We start from the raw sequence: 16,027 nt of genomic DNA on the forward strand, positions 1-16,027 counted from the left end.
CCACCGCGCCGATCCCGTACAGAAGCAAGTGCCCAGCGAGTGGATGACGCAAAAAGGGATTGACTAACCAAGGCCCGTTACAGAAGCCCGGATGGAGCGCAGCGCAATCCCGGGATCGTGCCACAAGCACGGCGGCCCCGGATTACGCTTTCGCTCCATCCGGGCTACGGCCACTACGGCGGTATGCCTACCGCCCCAGCGCCAGCGCGATCAGGCCGAGCGTGCCGACGATGACGCGCCACCAGGCGAACACCACGAAGCCATGCCGGGTGACGTATTCCAGGAACGTCTTGACCACGATGATCGCGGTGATGAACGACACCACGAAGCCGATCGCGACGATGCCCATATGGTCCATCGTCATCTCGGAGCGGTTCTTGTAGAAATCGTAGGCGAACGCCCCGATCATGGTGGGGATGGCGAGGAAGAACGAGAACTCCGCCGCCGCGCGCTTGTCGGCGCCCAGGAACATCGCGGCAACGATGCTGGCGCCGGAACGCGACACGCCCGGGATCATCGCCACGCACTGCGCGATGCCGATATAGAGATACATCAGCAGCGGAAACCGGGTGGCGTCATGCTCGCGCGGCTTGAGGTCGAGCTTGTCGACCCAGAGCAGGATGGCGCCGCCGACGATCAGCGTGAAGCACACCACCCAGGGATTGAACAACACGCTCTTGATGTATTTACCGGCGACGAGGCCGACGATCACGGCGGGCAGAAACGCGACCAGCACGCCAATCACGAAGCGGCGCGCATAAGCATCGCCCGTGAAGAAGCCGATCACGACATCCCACAGCTTCTTGAAGTAAAGTCCGACGATCGCGAGGATCGCACCTAACTGGATCAGAACCGTAAACGAATCCCAGAAGGCGCCTTCACCAAGATGGAAGAAGCGTTCCGCAAGCAAGAGGTGGCCGGTCGAGGACACGGGAAGGAACTCGGTCACACCCTCGATGATGCCGAGGATCACTGCCCGTATTGCATCTGACATATTTACGGTCCATTTCGGCTGGAAAAGCGGGGCCCTTCTCGCCTATTCGCCCCCATGCCGCAATCGCAAAATGCGAAATCACGCCCTTGCTTCGCGGTTTTGAAGGACTAGTGTGGCGCCGCACAAACATTGATGGATTCTTAAGCACCATCAAATAGTCAAAGGCTTCATGTTTACGCTGTTTCATCATCCGTTCTGTCCGCATTCGCGCTTCATCCGCCTGATCGCGGGCGAATACGGGCTCGACCTGAAGCTGGTCGAGGAGCGCAGCTGGGAACGGCGCGAGGCGTTTCTGTTGCTCAACGCGGCAGGCACGACGCCCGTGATGGTGGACGACGAGCAGCCGCCGATCCCGGGCGCGGCGATCATCGCCGAATATGTCGACGAGGCCTATGGCGCCGAGATGGGACCCAAGCGCCTGATGCCGGAAACGATCTCCGAGCGCGTCGAGGTGCGCCGGCTGATGGCCTGGTTCAACGAAAAGTTCTTCGAGGAGGTCTCGCACCCTCTCGTCACCGAGCGCATTTACAAGCGCTTCATGAGCGAGGAAAACGGCGGCGGCGCGCCTTCCGCCGACGTGATGCGCGCGGCCAAGGCCAATGTGCGCTATCATCTGGCCTATATCGGCTGGCTGGCGCAGACGCGTAATTTCCTCGCCGGCGACCGGCTCACTTACGCGGATCTCGCCGCCGCGGCGCATCTCTCGGCGATCGACTATCTGGGCGACGTGCCATGGAGCGAGGACGACGCAGCAAAGGCGTGGTACGCGCGGGTGAAGTCCCGCCCGTCGTTCCGTCCGCTCCTCAGCGAATGGCTGGCCGGCGTGCCGGCATCGCGGACTTATGTGGACCTGGATTTCTGACGAAGGTCGTCATGCCCGGGCTTGTCCCGGGCATCCACGTACTTTCTGTTCTCGTGAATGCTCAGCAAGAACGTGGATGGCCGGGACAAGCCCGGCCATGACGAGTGTGGATGCATTGGTGATCAAATTCGACGCAGGCAATGTTGAGCTGCGTGCGGCGCTTGCGCGCGAAGCGCGTGCGCTCGGCTTCGACTGCGTCGGCGTCACCGCACCCGGCATGATCGAAAACGCCGGAAAATACTTCCTCGAATTCATCGCCTCGGGCGGTCACGGCGACATGGACTGGCTCGCCGCACAGCCGGAGCGCCGCGTCGATCCACGCGGGCTGTGGCGCGACGTGCGCAGCGTGATCATGCTCGGCGTCAATTACGGTCCCGACCAGGATCCGCTCGCGATCCTCGAACAGCGCACGCGCGCGGCGATCTCGGTCTATGCGCAAGGCGACGACTATCACGACCTCATCAAGAAGCGGCTGAAGGCGCTGGCGCGTTGGCTGGTCGCGACCGCGCCATCGGACGTGAAGGTGTTCGTCGACACCGCGGCGGTGATGGAGAAGCCGTTGGCGCAAACCGCGCGTCTCGGCTGGCAGGGCAAGCACACCAACCTCGTCTCACGCGAATTCGGCTCGTGGCTGTTTCTCGGCGCGATCTACACCACGCTGGAGTTGCCGCGCGACGACGCCGAGATCGATCATTGCGGCTCGTGCCAGGCCTGCCTCGACATCTGCCCGACCGCGGCGTTCCCCGCGCCCTACAAGCTCGATGCGCGGCGCTGCATCTCGTACCTGACCATCGAGAACAAGGGGCCGATCCCGCGCGAGTTTCGCAAAGCCATCGGCAATCGCATCTACGGCTGCGACGACTGCCTCGCGGCGTGTCCCTGGAACAAGTTCGCGCAGGAAGGACGCGAGGCCAAGCTCGCCGCGCGCGACGAATTGCGTGCACCTGAACTTGCGGAGCTGGCACGGCTCGACGACGCCGCGTTTCGCGCGCTGTTCACGAAATCGCCGGTCAAGCGCATCGGCCGCGACCGCTTTTTGCGGAACGTGCTGATTGCGATCGGCAACTCCGGCGATGCGACGCTGGCGGAGGAAGCGCGGCAATTGCTCGACGATGCGAGCCCGCTGGTGCGCGGGGCTGCGGTGTGGGCGCTGGGGCAGTTGGTGGCGCGGGAGCAGTTTGAGGCGCTCGGCGCAAACGCGCTTGCCAACGAGCACGACGACAGCGTGCGCGAGGAGTGGCAGGCCGCTTCCTAGTCCACTGCTGTCATTCCCCGCGAAAGCGGGGAATCCAGTACGCCGCGGCCTCTCGACTCAATTACTGCCGTCTCTGTAATACTGGATCGCCCGATCAAGTCGGGCGATGACAGCGGTTGTTGTGGCAACACTTGATTTCCCCACTCATTCCAGCAATCTCGCGCGTCATGACAAACATGCCTTTCTTCACCCGTGACGGCGACACATTCCATCCGACGGAAGTCGCCAACGGCCCGTGGGATCCGAAATCACTGCACGGGCGCGTCATCATCGGCCTGCTCGGCTTCGCCATCGAGGAGCGCCATTCCGGGCCTGAATTCGTGCCGGCGCGGCTCACGGTCGACATGTTTCGGCTGCCGACCATCGACAAGCCGATCGAGGTGACGACGCGCCTGGTGCGCGACGGTCTGCGCATCCGCGTGGTGGAAGCGGAGTTCGTCTCTGGCGGCGTCAGCATGGCGCGCGCCTCGTGCCAGCTGCTGCGCAAGACGCAAAACCCTGAAGGCAATGTCTGGTCGCCGCCAAATTGGGACGTGCCGAAGCCGGCCGACATTCCGAAGCCCACCGATCCCAGGCTCGGCATGAACGGCAAATGGACGACGCGCCCCATTGTCGGCCATATGGGCTCGCTCGGCCCGCGCCGGCTCTGGATGAGCGAGGTGCGCGAGCTCGTTGCAGGCGTGCCGATGACGCCGTTCGTCCATGTCGCCACCGGCGCCGATTTCGCCAGCCCGTTTGCGAACGCCGGCGACAAGGGTCTCGGCTACATCAACAGCGACGTGACGATCTATCTACACCGTCTGCCGGTGACGAACTGGATCGGCTTCGAGGTGGTGAACCATCACGCCACCGACGGCGTCGCGATCGGCGAATGCTGGCTCTACGACGAACAGGGCCCGATCGGCACCGCGACGGTGGCGGCGCTGGCGCAGCGCAAGCCGATCGTGAATCCGTCGAAGCGGTAGCGGCGCGCCCTTCGCTACTGTCGTCATTCCGGGGCGCGCCACTTGGCGCCAACCCGGAATCCATTCCTCCACCATTGCTGCCGTCTGATGGATTCCGGGCTCGCGCTACGCGCGCCCCGGAATGACGGCTAGGTGAGGTGCCGCCGCATCGCCGGCCGCGCCTTCAGCTCGGCGCCCTGCTTGGCGACGATCTTCGCAATCCGTTCCGGCGCAAACTTCAGGTCGACAAAAGCCGGCGCGGTGTTGGCGACCTCGTGATAGCAAACGATCTGGCCGTCACGCAGCGTCATGATCGCGACGCCCTCGAACATCGCCCGCGCGCCGTTCGCTTCCGGCAGGGTTGATTTGTAGCTGAAGGTGTAGCGCGCATAGAGCGTGGTGCCGTCGGTGACGGGGTCATGCATGTCCCAGCGGAAATCGGTCGCCGTGCGATAGAACCAGTCGTCGATCATCTCGGCGATCTTCACGCGGCCGGCGAAGGCGCCGTAGAACACGTCGTGATAGATGCCGTCCTCGGTGAACAGCTCGGCAAATGCGCGGCCGTTGCGCTGCTCGACCGCGTCGCAGAAGGCGCGCAGCATGGCGGTGGTGGTCATTGTTGCTTCTCCCTCCCGATCTCTGTCATGCCCCGGCTTGACCGGGGCATCCAGTACGCCGCGGCTTCTCGACCCAGCCCCGACGGTCTCTGGAATACTGGATCGCCCGATCAAGTCGGGCGATGACACCGAGTGCTGAGGCAGCACTTCACCCGATCTCCGCCACCGCGGCAAGAATGCGCGCGATGTCCTGCGGGCGGGAGAGACGGTGATCGCCGTCCTGGATCATGGTCAGCACGACGTCGTCGGCCGGCAGGCGGTGCGTCAGCGCGAAGGCGTGCTGCCAGGGCACATCGGGATCCTGCGCGCCTTGCAGGATGCGGACCGGGCAGCCGAGATCGATGGCGCTGCCGAGCACGAGATGATTGCGCCCCTCCTCGATCAGGTTCCGCGTGATCGGATAGGGCGAGCCGTCGCCATAGTCCGACGGCCTCATCCAAACGCCCTTGGTCTCGATCTCCTGCTTCACCGCTGACGAAAAATTCTTCCACATCAGCTCTTCGGTGAAATCCGGCGCCGGCGCGATCAGGACGAGACCGGCCAGCGACGCCTTGGCTTGTTTCTCCTGCCGCTTCTTGATCTCGCGCGCGAGCAGCAGCGCCATCCAGCCGCCCATGGAGGAACCGATCAGGACCTGCGGGCCCGCGCAGAAGCGCTCGAACACGGCCACGCTCTCCTGCAGCCAGCGCCCGATGGTTCCATCGGCGAAATCGCCGCCGGATTCGCCGTGGCCGGAATAGTCGAACCGGACCATTGCGCGGCCGTGATCCCGGGCCCAGCCGTCCAGCGCCAAGGCCTTGCTGCCCTGCATGTCCGACTTGAATCCGCCGAGCCAGAGCAGCCCGGGCCCTTGCCCGGGCCGGCTGCGTACCGCGATCCTGCGTGCTGACCTGCCCTCGCCCACGTCGATGGAGCCGGGCACGGCCTCGGGAATTGCATGGGTCATGGAACGTTTCCCCTGGCTGCGCGGTTTGAGCTGTCCGGTCGTATTCCGCAGCGCCGGATACCGGCATTGCCCCTTTGGGACGCTTGCGGAACGGAAGCAAGGTGTCTATGTCGGTCAGCGTGCCCAGGCGTGGCCGAAATACCTCGCATTTGAGGGTTTTTCGATCGCGGTCCGAGCGAATTGCTTGCCGGCAAACGCATCTTCCTGCAAAATAGCAGCCTCTTTCACAACTTTGGAGAACCACCCATTCGCCGTCCCAATAAAGCCCCGCCCGTCGCCAGCAAAGATGGGCCGCGCATCAATGATGATATTCGCAATGCGCAGATCCAGCTGATCGATCAGGCCGGTGACAACAAAGGCACGGTCGAGACTGTTGCGGCCATCCGCATGGCCCAGGAGGCCGGCATGGATCTGGTCGAGATCTCGCCGAACGTCAGCCCTCCCGTCTGCAAGATCATGGACTACGGGAAGTATAAATATTCCGCCCAGAAAAAAGCCGCCGAAGCCCGCAAGCGGCAGAAGATCGTCGAGATCAAGGAGATCAAGCTCCGCCCGATGATCGACGACCACGATTACGACGTGAAGATGCGCGCGATGCAGCGCTTCTTCGAAGAGGGCGACAAGGTCAAGATCACGCTGCGCTATCGCGGCCGCGAAATGGCGCACCAGGAGATCGGCACCAAGCTGCTCGACAAGATCAAGACCGACGTCGCCGAGCTCGCCAAGGTCGAGCAGGACGCGCGGTTCGAGGGCCGTCAGGTCGTCATGGTGCTGGCGCCGCGCTGACGCCGGTTTGTCAGGACTGATAATTCAACGGCCCGTCCGGATTTCCGGCGGGCCGTTTTGTTTTGTGCGGGGGTGCACGCCGCGAGCGTTGCTGCACCCTCGCCCGCTTGCGGGAGAGGGTGGCGCGAAGCGCCGGGTGAGGGCTCTCTCCTCTGGAAAACTATCCCGTTGCGGAGGCACCCTCTCCCCAACCCTCCCCCGCAAGCGGGGGAGGGAGCGCACCGCCTTCCCAGCGACGGCTACGTCCTCGTCGCCTGCCAGGTGCCGCTGCATTGGTCGCCGGAGATGATGCCTTTCCACGACCCGGCACCGACCACACCGGCGAGCCGGCCGCCGCCGCTGGCATGGGACGCGCCGACCGAGACCTGGACCGCGACGGCGCCGCCGCGCTTCACCCTGCCGGAGACCCGGCCGCCGCCGGCGGACGAGACGCGGTTGCCTGTTACGGTGAAGGGGACGCTGTAGCCGGAGCTGCAATTGCCCCGGGTGGTGGCGAAGGTGACGTTCCAAACACCGTCATAGCCGCCGATGCGGGCATCGGCAGTCGAGGGCAGCGCAGCCGTGGCGAGCAAGGTGAGCAGCGCCAGGCGGCGCGGACGAGCGAAATCAGTCAGAGACGAAAGCGATTGGGAAAAATAGGCCATTTTGGTCCTGCTCCAGGCGACACGGCTGGGACATGAAGGTAGCAATTCCGGATAGTCGCCGGCTAGGTTCCACCGGTTCATCGTTGCCAATTCGCCCGTTCTCTGTCATAAGCCCGGCCTTCATCGCCCGGCTGATTAAGGGCTGCCGTGGCGGTGTTTCGTGCGGGTTTCGCGCTTGTTCGTAGAAACCTGAGCACAATCAACGCTCTAACGAGCATTTTTGACGGCCAGCCGCCTTCGCGGGCGGATCTCTGTGCCATTAGGAGAGCCAAATGCCCAAGCTGAAGACCAAATCGGGCGCTAAAAAGCGCTTCAAGGTGACTGCCACCGGCAAAGTGATGCACGCCCAGCGTGGCAAGCGTCACGGCATGATCAAGCGGACGAAGAAGCAGATCCGTCAGCTCCGCGGCACCCGCGTGCTGTTCAAGACCGACGGCGACAACGTCAAGAAGTACTTCTTGCCGAACGCCTGATCGCGTCCACGATCACTGCCACCTCGCGCCGCATTCGCGCGGCGATCCGAAAACCAAGTCATCTCTGAAGGATATTTGTCATGTCTCGCGTCAAACGCGGTGTGACCGCCCACGCCAAGCACAAGAAAGTCTACAAGGCCGCCAAGGGCTTCTATGGCCGCCGCAAGAACACCATCCGCGCCGCCAAGCCGGCCGTGGAGAAGGCCCAGCAATACGCCTTCCGCGACCGCAAGCGTAAGAAGCGGACGTTCCGCGCGCTCTGGATCCAGCGCATCAACGCTGCCGTCCGTCCGTTCGGCCTGACCTACAGCCGATTTATCGATGGCATGGCCAAGTCCGGGATCACCGTGGACCGCAAGGTGCTGTCGGATCTCGCGATCAGCGAGCCTGCGGCCTTCCAGGCGATCGCCGAGAAGGCCAAAGCCGCTCTCGCTGCCTGAGCCGTGCGGCGCTAGCGGCCGGCTCCGCCGGCCTTCAGCGCGCGCTGCGAGTAGCGCTGGGCGACCTCCGCCCGGCAGAACGCCGCGAACGACAGATACATAGTGCCGGATTTATTCCGGTACTTGAGGTCGCAAACGCGCATCTCGCGTTGGTAGGCCTGTTTCCGCGCGGCATTGATGCCAGGCATGAAGTCCGCCTCGCATTTCTTTTCGACGGCGGCACCGAGCTGGACATCGCCGCTCGCGGTCAATTGGCAATCCTGAAACACCTTCATCGCGCTTTCGCAGCTCTTCTGGGTGCCGATGGTGTCGACGACCTCGTCCAGCGTCATGGACTTGTCCATGCAAACCATGGCGCGCGCAGGCGTCCCGGCAACCGACAGCACGACGGCGAAAGCGACCAGGCAGGGTTTCGAAAGCATCGCAAGAGTCTCCTCGTATCCCCCTTGGTGCCAAGCCCCCGCGTGAGGTTCAACCCAGCCGGTCGCAGGCCTGAAATGACCGGCTTTTCGCTTGACGTTACGGCCTTTGGGCGGCGACAACCCAGCCGAATTTGGCAGCAGGGATTTGACCGTGTCCGACCTCGCAACGCTCGAAACATCCATCCTCGACCAGATCGCCGCCGCCGGCGATGAGGCCGCCCTCGAAGCGGTGCGCGTCGCAGCGCTCGGCAAGAAGGGGTCGATCTCGGCACTCCTCGCCACGCTCGGCAAGATGGCGCCGGACGAGCGCAAGACCCAAGGCGCTGCGATCAACCAGGCCAAGGACAAGGTCACCGAGGCCCTCACGACCCGGCGCGACGTCTTGAAATCCGCGGCGCTCGATGCGCGGCTGGCGTCGGAAACCATCGACGTCACCCTGCCGCTGCGCGACGCGCCGACTGAAGCCGGCCGCATCCATCCGCTGAGCCAGGTCTGGGATGAGCTGACCACGATCTTCGCCGACATGGGCTTCTCGGTCGCCGAAGGCCCCGACATTGAGACCGACGATTACAACTTCACCAAGCTGAACTTCCCCGAAGGCCATCCCGCGCGCGAGATGCACGACACGTTCTTCTTCCATCCGAGGGAGGACGGCTCGCGCATGCTGTTGCGCACCCACACCTCGCCGGTGCAGGTGCGCACCATGCTGAGCCAGAAGCCGCCGATCCGCGTGATCTGTCCGGGCCGCACCTACCGCATCGATTCGGATGCGACCCACACGCCGCAATTCCACCAGGTCGAAGGCCTCGTCATCGACAAGACCTCGCATCTCGGCCACCTCAAATGGATCCTGCATGAGTTCTGCAAGGCGTTCTTCGAGGTCGACCACATCAACATGCGCTTCCGCCCCTCGTTCTTCCCGTTCACCGAGCCGTCGCTGGAAGTCGACATCCAGTGCCGCCGCGACAAGGGCGAGATCCGCTTCGGCGAGGGCGAGGACTGGCTCGAGATTCTCGGCTGCGGCATGGTGCATCCGAACGTGCTGCGCGCCTGCGGCATCGATCCCGACGAGTACCAGGGCTTTGCCTGGGGCATGGGCATCGATCGTATCGCCATGCTGAAATACGGCATCGCCGACCTGCGCCAGCTGTTCGACAGCGACGTCCGCTGGCTGTCCCACTACGGCTTCAAGCCGCTCGAAGTGCCAACGCTTGCCGGAGGGCTGAGCTCGTGATGGCTGTGATCGGACCTACAAAGACTCTCTCCGTTCCCTCCCCCCTTGTGGGGGAGGGTCAGGGAGGGGGGTAGCCGCGGATGCCGCATGCAGTTGTGAGCGAGCGTCAGCGCAGCCGAGCGAAACAGCTTCGCCGAGCGATGACGCGCGCCGAAACGCTGCTGTGGCGATACCTCAAGGCTAATCGGATGGATGGCGTCGGTATCCGTCGCCAAACGCCAATCGGAAATTACATCGCCGACTTCGTGTGCTTCTCCTCGAAGCTCATTATTGAGCTCGATGGAGAATCCCACGATTTCGAGGAACGTCGGAAGAAGGATGAGCGTCGCGACGCGTTCTTCGCAGCCGAGGGCTTTCAGGTTCTGCGCTTCACCAACGATCAGGTGATGACGAACCTCGAGGGAGTTGTTGAGGCAATTCGCCAGGCAAGTTCAGCCGGAGCCCGCGGCTCACCCCCCTCCCTGACCCTCCCCCACAAGGGGGGAGGGAACACTACCACCGACCAAAGTAACTCCACCGACAAGAGCCGAGGCACACAGCCATGAAATTCACCCTCTCCTGGCTGAAGGATCATCTCGAGACCGATGAGCCCTTGGACAAGCTCGCCGAGAAGCTCACCATGATCGGGCTCGAGGTCGAGAATATCGAGGACAAGGCGAAGGCGCTGAAGCCCTTCACCATTGCGAAGGTGATCTCGGCCGAGCAGCATCCGAATGCCGATCGTCTGCGCGTCTGCATGGTCGACACCGGTGACGGTGGCGCGCCGGTGCAGGTGGTGTGCGGCGCGCCGAATGCGCGTGCGGGTCTCGTCAGCGTGTTCTCGCCGCCCGGCACTTACATTCCCGGCAAGGACATCACGCTGGGTGTCGGCACCATCCGCGGCGTCGAAAGCCGCGGCATGCTGTGCTCGGCGGCGGAGCTGCAGATCTCCAACGACCATGACGGCATCATGGAATTGCCGGCGGACGCGCCGCTCGGCGCCGGCTATGCCGAATGGGCCGCGCTCGGCGATCCCGTGGTCGAGATCAATTTGACGCCGAACCGGCAGGACTGCACCGGCGTGCACGGCATCGCGCGCGACCTTGCCGCGGCCGACATGGGCAAATTCAAAGACCCCACCATCAAGCCGATCAGGGGCGAATTCCCGTGCCCGGTGAAGGTCACGGTCGAGGATTCCACGCTCTGTCCGGGCTTCGCGCTTCGCCTCGTGCGCGGCGTCAAGAACGGCCCATCGCCGGAATGGCTGCAGAAGCGGCTGACCGCGATCGGGCTGCGTCCGATCAACGCGCTGGTCGACATCACCAACTTCATGACCTACGACCGCGCACGCCCGCTGCACGTGTTCGACGCGAAGAAGGTGAGGGGCAATCTCGTCGTGCGCCGCGCGCGCGACGGTGAGACGCTGCTCGCGCTCGACGGCCGCACCTACAATCTCGATCCCGCCATTTGCGTCATCGCGGACGAGCACGGCGTCGAATCGCTCGCCGGCATCATGGGCGGCGAGGCCTCGGGCTGCGACGATGATACCACCGACGTGCTGATCGAATCGGCGCTGTGGAACGAGATCAACATCGCCCAGACCGGCCGCAAGCTCGGCATCAATTCGGACGCACGCTATCGCTTCGAGCGCGGCGTCGATCCGGCCTTCATGGTGCCCGGCCTCGAGCTTGCGACCAAGCTGGTGATGGAAATGTGCGGCGGCGCGCCGTCCGAGACCATCGTGGTCGGCAAATCCTTCGGCGACGACCGTGTGATCGATTTCCCCGTCACCGAGGTCAAGCGTCTCTCCGGCATCGAGGTGCCGCAAGCGGAGATGAAGCGTATCCTGACCCATCTCGGCTTCATGATGGCGGGCCCGGGCCCCGTCGTGAAGGTCGCTGTGCCCTCGTGGCGCTCGGACGTGCACGGCAAGGCCGACATCGTCGAGGAGATCGTCCGCATCTTCGGCGTCGACAAGGTGCCGATGACGCCGTTCGAACGCGGCGAGGACGCGCGCAAACCGGTGCTGACGCCGCTTCAGCTGCGCACCCGCCGCGCCAGGCGCGCGCTCGCGAGCCGCGGCATCATCGAAGCGGTGACCTGGTCCTTCATCACGAAGTCCGCGGCGCAATTGTTCGGTGGCGGCCAGCGCGAGCTCGAAGTCGCCAACCCGATCGCGTCGGATCTCTCCGACATGCGTCCGACCCTGCTCGCGGGCCTGGTCGCGGCGGCGCAGGCCAATGCCGATCGCGGCTTTGGCGATGTCGCGCTGTTCGAGGTCGGCCAGGTCTTCAAAGGTGATCGTCCGCAGGATCAGTTCATGGCGGCGAGCGGCGTTCGCCGCGGCTTTGCCTCGTCGGAAGGTCTGGGGCGGCACTGGTCGGGCTCAGCCCAGGCCGATCTGTTCGACGCCAAGGCGGATGCGCTGGCGGTGCTGGCTGCCGCCGGCGCGCCGATGCAGGCGCTGCAGATCGTCGCGGGCGGTCCGGCATGGCTCCATCCGGGTCGCTCCGGCACGATCCAGATCGGGCCGCAGAACGTGCTCGGCACTTTCGGCGAGATGCATCCCCGCGCGCTCGAGGCGCTCGGCGCCGATGGCCCGCTGATGGTGTTCGAGGTGATCCTCGACCGTATCCCCGAGGCCAAGAAAAAGCCGACCCGCGCCAAGCCCGTGATCGAGCTGTCGGCGTTCCAGCCGGTGTCACGCGACTTCGCCTTCATCGTCGATCGCACCGTGAAGGCCGGCGACATCGTGCGTGCCGCGCAAGGCGTCGACAAGAAGCTGATCACCGGCGTGAGCGTCTTCGACGTCTATGAGGGTAAGGGCATCGACGACGGCAAGAAGTCGATCGCGGTCGCGGTCACGCTCCAGCCGCGCGAGAAGACGCTGACCGACCAGGAGATCGAAGCTGTCGGCGCCAAGATCGTGACGGAGGTCACGAAGAAGACCGGCGGCACGCTCCGAGCATGATGCCGAAAAGTGTGAAGCGGTTTTCGGACAACATCATGCTCCAGAATCATAGAGCATGACCCTCGCTGATTTCCTTCCGAAGGACGTCAGCCTCACCATTGCGATGGCGCTCTGCGCCGTCGCTTTCGTTTCGGGCACCGCGCGCGGCTTCTCCGGCTTCGGCTCGGCGCTGATCTTCATGCCGCTGGCGAGCAGCATCGCTGCGCCGCGGCTCGTTGCCGCCTTGCTGCTCGTGATCGATTTTGTCTCGGCCGCGCCACTGCTGCCGGACGCATGGCGCAAGGCCGACCGCAAGGCCACCGCCGTGATCGTGCTGGGTGCGCTGGTGGGCGTACCCGTCGGCACCTATTTTCTCAGCGTGCTCGAACCCGTCACCACGCGCTGGATCATCTCCTGCTTCGTCGCGGCGCTGTTGCTACTGCTGCTGTCGGGCTGGCGCTATCGCGGCAAGGACCACGCCTGGCTCGCGGTCGGCATTGGCGGCCTCTCGGGTTTCTGCAGTGGCCTCGCGCAGACTGGCGGGCCGCCGATCGTCGGCTACTGGCTCGGTCGCCCCATCGCCCCGATCGTCGCGCGCGCCAATATCGTGCTGTTCTTCGGCGCGTCCGATTTCTTCTCGATGATCAGCTATGCGACGACCGGCCTGATCTCGCGCGAGTCGCTGCTGCTATCGCTCATCGTCGGCCCGGTCTATGCGGCGGGTGTCGCGTTCGGAGCCTCGCTGTTCGGCCGCGCGAGCGAGCGGGTGTTTCGCGGCATCTGCTACGCGCTGATCGCCATGGCAGTAATTGCCGGGCTGCCGGTGCTGGATGGATTGTTGCGGTAAACCACCGCTGTCGTCCCTGCCCTACTGCCGCGGTACCCGGCGCTTTTTCGTCGACTGCGTCGGTACGTCGGCTGGCTCGTCCTTCAATGCACCGATCTTGCGCAAGGCTGCGTCCGCGGCGCGCTCGCCGCTTTCCCAGGCGCCGTCGACGGTGCCCCACAGCGTCTCATGGGTGGCCTCGCCCGCGAGAAACACATTGCCTATCGGCTCGGCCAAGACCTTTCGCGAGAGCTGACCGCCGGGGGAGGCTGCCGACATGGCGCCCATCACGAAAGGCGACGCGTTCCAGCGCGTGGCGCTGGTCTTCTGCACGACGGCCGCGGCCTCGCTGCCGAACAATTTCGTGATCCATTCCCTGGCGAAGGCCGCCATCGCCTTCTCCCCCTGCTCGGAGAGATCGCGGCCGAACGCGCCGCCGACATCGATGGAGCAGAGCGAGGAGCCGCCGATATTGGCGAACATGAGCGCCGTGCGCGTCGAATTGCTCTGCTCGATGAGGATATCGTCGCGCGACAGGCCGAGCGGATTGCCCGGCAATTGCAGCATGATGCGATCGTAGCTGCCGAGGCCGAGCTTTGATGCCGCGTCTAACGTGCGCTTGGGAATATCGGGCGTGAACTTGATCGCGCCTGATGTCAGCACATTGGTCGAGACCGTGACGATGACCGCGCGCGCGACGATCTTGCCGGCTTGCGTCTCCACGCTGACGTCGCGGTTGCTCCAGGCGATTCGGCTCGCCGGCGTCGACAGCGCCACCGGCGCCTGCTCGCCGAGTTTCGTGATCAGCGTGCCGAGGCCCTGACGGCAGGCGATCGCCGCGTTGCGGTCTTGCGCGCGTCCCTTGTCGATCGCGGACAGCTCCTTGAGGTCCTTGCCGGCAAAGCTCGCGCCCAGCATGAACTCGGCCGCGCCCGCCCAGTCGCCGAGATCCTTCGGCAGCACGGACGCGCAAGAGGTATCCAGCTTGCCGCGCGCGGCCTCGTCGATCGCGCGGTTGGCACGCACCAGCGCCGCCAGGAACTGCTCGGTCTCGCCGGCGCGCGCGTTGCGGCGGCCGATGCGCATCTTCTGGCCCGACGGCGCCGGCAGCACGTCGAGCCCCGCGCTGCGCGCCAGCCGGATCATCGGATTGGTGTCGGGATTGTGCATCCAGCGCGCGCCGCGGTCGAACGGCGTGTCGAAGGTCGTGCTATCCGTGATACAGCGGCCGCCGATCTGGGACGCCGCTTCCACCACGATGACCTTGCGGCCCGTCGCCATGATGCGCCGCGCGGCGGCGATTCCGGCGGCCCCCGCACCGATCACGACGATGTCGGCCTCGCGCGGCAGCGGCGCGGCGGTTGCGCGCAGGGCCGGCATTGCGGCAAGAACCGCCGACGCCGAAAGGAAACCGCGGCGCGTGATTGTCATGTCATGGTTTCCGGGGACTTGCGGCAAACGGGAACAGTCAGCGAACCTTGACGCATCTGATGTTGCACGGCAACCATCATGGTGAATCAATCGTGCTTGATGTCACGGAGTGATGAACCGAATTGCAACACGTTTCGACCATGATAGAAAAGGGAAAAAGGCAGCCGGAAAAGGCCGTGGGGGGAGTTTGAGATGGGGACGGTCCTAGATTCAGTCGGCAAGCTGATTGCCGCGTACCTCTCCAAGGAGGTGCCCGGCTACGAGCCGTTCACGCCGAGCGACCCGGAGCACCTGCGCGGCGTCATCGAGCCCGGCGACGTGCTGCTGGTCGAGGGCAACAACCGCATCTCCGGCATCATCAAATATCTGACGCAGTCGACCTGGTCGCATGCGGCACTCTATGTCGGTCCGATCGAGGGCGCGGTAGAGGCGGACGGCGAGCCACATGTGCTGATCGAAGCCAATATCGGCGAAGGCGTCACCTCGGCGCCGCTGTCGAAATATTTCCCCTATCACACCCGCCTCTGCCGCCCGGTCGGGCTGTCCTATGAGGACCGCACCACGGTCTGCCGCTATGCGATCAACCGCATCGGCTTCGGCTACGACACCAAGAACATCGTCGACCTCATGCGCTTCCTGTTCCCGCTGCCAATACCGCAGCGCTGGCGGCGGCGCATGATCGCGCTGGGATCGGGCGATCCGACCAAGATCATCTGCTCGGCGCTGATCGCGCAGGCATTTGATGCCGTGCGTTACCCGATCCTGCCCAAGATCACCAAGGCCGGCAGCCGCGCTGCCCGCCGCGAGATCCTGCACATCCGGGACTCCTCGCTCTACATGCCGCGCGACTTCGATATTTCGCCCTATTTCGAAGTCGTCAAACCCACCATCGTGCACGGGTTCGACTACACCGCGTTGCACTGGGCCGACAAGCAGAAGCCGCTCGAGGAGGTAGCGGGCACATTCAGTGTGTTTCCAGAAACGCTCCGTGCGCCGCCGCTCGTTCCTGAGGCGATTGACGAAGAGGCGCCGGTTGAGATTCCGGCTGAAGAAGTGAGGGCGCAGCCTTCGGAGATGACCAGTAATTTCTCCGAGCATTTTGTGCGGCTGAACGAACTCGCGATGTACCGCGCGCGGCGCCGCGGAGATACGTGCGAGATCGCGGCGTAGCCCCGGTGCTACCTCTAGCACTGTCATTGCGAGCGAAGCGAAGCAATCCAGAAT

General features: G+C 64.4%; 17 protein-coding genes. 11 read left to right on the forward strand and 6 right to left on the reverse strand.

Going from position 1 to position 16,027, the window contains the following annotated elements; genetic code table 11:
* Positions 1-187: 187 nt before the first annotated feature.
* Positions 188-994: an undecaprenyl-diphosphate phosphatase gene (locus IVA81_RS18125; protein ID WP_246925019.1), complete on the reverse strand. Its 807-nt coding sequence runs from the start codon at positions 992-994 to the stop codon at positions 188-190.
* A 169-nt stretch (positions 995-1,163) separates the two neighbouring features.
* On the opposite strand from IVA81_RS18125, the gene IVA81_RS18130 reads away from it, so the two are divergent.
* The 3 genes from IVA81_RS18130 to IVA81_RS18140 all read left to right on the forward strand — a co-directional run bounded on the left by IVA81_RS18130 (position 1,164) and on the right by IVA81_RS18140 (position 4,076).
* Complete coding sequence (locus tag IVA81_RS18130) at positions 1,164-1,856, forward strand: glutathione S-transferase family protein (protein WP_247320488.1); 693 nt, start codon at positions 1,164-1,166, stop codon at positions 1,854-1,856.
* Between the two features lie 118 nt (positions 1,857-1,974).
* Positions 1,975-3,111: a tRNA epoxyqueuosine(34) reductase QueG gene (gene queG / locus IVA81_RS18135; RefSeq protein ID WP_247320490.1), complete on the forward strand. Its 1,137-nt coding sequence runs from the start codon at positions 1,975-1,977 to the stop codon at positions 3,109-3,111.
* A 167-nt stretch (positions 3,112-3,278) separates the two neighbouring features.
* On the forward strand, positions 3,279-4,076 hold the full coding sequence (locus IVA81_RS18140) for an acyl-CoA thioesterase domain-containing protein (RefSeq protein WP_247320492.1): 798 nt from the start codon (positions 3,279-3,281) through the stop codon (positions 4,074-4,076).
* 128 nt (positions 4,077-4,204) lie between these two features.
* On the opposite strand, the gene IVA81_RS18145 is transcribed toward IVA81_RS18140, so the two are convergent.
* Together IVA81_RS18145 and IVA81_RS18150 are read right to left on the reverse strand one after the other, a co-directional pair.
* The gene (locus tag IVA81_RS18145) at positions 4,205-4,672 is read right to left on the reverse strand and encodes a nuclear transport factor 2 family protein (protein WP_247320495.1); all 468 of its coding nucleotides are present in this window, start codon (positions 4,670-4,672) and stop codon (positions 4,205-4,207) included.
* A 148-nt stretch (positions 4,673-4,820) separates the two neighbouring features.
* The gene (locus IVA81_RS18150; RefSeq protein WP_247320496.1) at positions 4,821-5,618 is read right to left on the reverse strand and encodes an alpha/beta hydrolase; all 798 of its coding nucleotides are present in this window, start codon (positions 5,616-5,618) and stop codon (positions 4,821-4,823) included.
* 246 nt (positions 5,619-5,864) lie between these two features.
* Between IVA81_RS18150 and infC the strand changes: the two genes are divergently transcribed.
* The gene (gene infC, locus IVA81_RS18155; RefSeq protein ID WP_091962567.1) at positions 5,865-6,404 is read left to right on the forward strand and encodes a translation initiation factor IF-3; all 540 of its coding nucleotides are present in this window, start codon (positions 5,865-5,867) and stop codon (positions 6,402-6,404) included.
* A 239-nt stretch (positions 6,405-6,643) separates the two neighbouring features.
* Here infC and IVA81_RS18160 read toward each other — a convergent pair whose 3' ends face one another.
* Positions 6,644-7,048: a hypothetical protein gene (locus IVA81_RS18160; protein WP_247320499.1), complete on the reverse strand. Its 405-nt coding sequence runs from the start codon at positions 7,046-7,048 to the stop codon at positions 6,644-6,646.
* A 272-nt stretch (positions 7,049-7,320) separates the two neighbouring features.
* Between IVA81_RS18160 and rpmI the strand changes: the two genes are divergently transcribed.
* Positions 7,321-7,521, forward strand: coding sequence for a 50S ribosomal protein L35 (gene rpmI, locus IVA81_RS18165; RefSeq protein ID WP_008539890.1), 201 nt, complete (start codon positions 7,321-7,323; stop codon positions 7,519-7,521).
* A gap of 80 nt (positions 7,522-7,601) precedes the next feature.
* Complete coding sequence (gene rplT / locus IVA81_RS18170; RefSeq protein WP_027561620.1) at positions 7,602-7,961, forward strand: 50S ribosomal protein L20; 360 nt, start codon at positions 7,602-7,604, stop codon at positions 7,959-7,961.
* An 11-nt stretch (positions 7,962-7,972) separates the two neighbouring features.
* Here rplT and IVA81_RS18175 read toward each other — a convergent pair whose 3' ends face one another.
* Positions 7,973-8,383, reverse strand: coding sequence for a hypothetical protein (locus tag IVA81_RS18175; protein WP_247320500.1), 411 nt, complete (start codon positions 8,381-8,383; stop codon positions 7,973-7,975).
* A 151-nt stretch (positions 8,384-8,534) separates the two neighbouring features.
* Here IVA81_RS18175 and pheS point away from each other — a divergent pair, with 151 nt between their 5' ends.
* From pheS to IVA81_RS18195, 4 genes are all read left to right on the forward strand, one after another.
* Entirely contained in the window at positions 8,535-9,617 is a 1,083-nt protein-coding gene (gene pheS, locus IVA81_RS18180; protein ID WP_247320502.1) for a phenylalanine--tRNA ligase subunit alpha, read from the forward strand.
* 80 nt (positions 9,618-9,697) lie between these two features.
* Positions 9,698-10,162, forward strand: a complete 465-nt coding sequence (locus IVA81_RS18185; RefSeq protein ID WP_247320505.1) for an endonuclease domain-containing protein — start codon at positions 9,698-9,700, stop codon at positions 10,160-10,162.
* Positions 10,159-12,567, forward strand: coding sequence for a phenylalanine--tRNA ligase subunit beta (gene pheT / locus IVA81_RS18190; RefSeq protein ID WP_247320508.1), 2,409 nt, complete (start codon positions 10,159-10,161; stop codon positions 12,565-12,567). The genes IVA81_RS18185 and pheT overlap by 4 nt, the downstream gene beginning before the upstream one ends.
* Before the next feature lie 55 nt (positions 12,568-12,622).
* A complete protein-coding gene (locus tag IVA81_RS18195; protein ID WP_247320510.1) occupies positions 12,623-13,393 on the forward strand; it encodes a sulfite exporter TauE/SafE family protein in 771 nt (256 codons plus the stop codon).
* A gap of 21 nt (positions 13,394-13,414) precedes the next feature.
* Here the strand turns inward: IVA81_RS18195 and IVA81_RS18200 are convergent, their stop codons facing one another.
* Positions 13,415-14,803: an NAD(P)/FAD-dependent oxidoreductase gene (locus tag IVA81_RS18200; protein ID WP_247320512.1), complete on the reverse strand. Its 1,389-nt coding sequence runs from the start codon at positions 14,801-14,803 to the stop codon at positions 13,415-13,417.
* A gap of 192 nt (positions 14,804-14,995) precedes the next feature.
* Here IVA81_RS18200 and IVA81_RS18205 point away from each other — a divergent pair, with 192 nt between their 5' ends.
* Positions 14,996-15,973 carry a YiiX/YebB-like N1pC/P60 family cysteine hydrolase gene (locus IVA81_RS18205; RefSeq protein ID WP_247320514.1) on the forward strand — a complete coding sequence of 326 codons (978 nt, stop codon included), beginning with the start codon at positions 14,996-14,998 and terminating at the stop codon, positions 15,971-15,973.
* The last annotated feature ends 54 nt before the right edge of the window (positions 15,974-16,027 follow it).

Source organism: Bradyrhizobium sp. 141 (genome assembly GCF_023074055.1).
Lineage (GTDB): Bacteria > Pseudomonadota > Alphaproteobacteria > Rhizobiales > Xanthobacteraceae > Bradyrhizobium.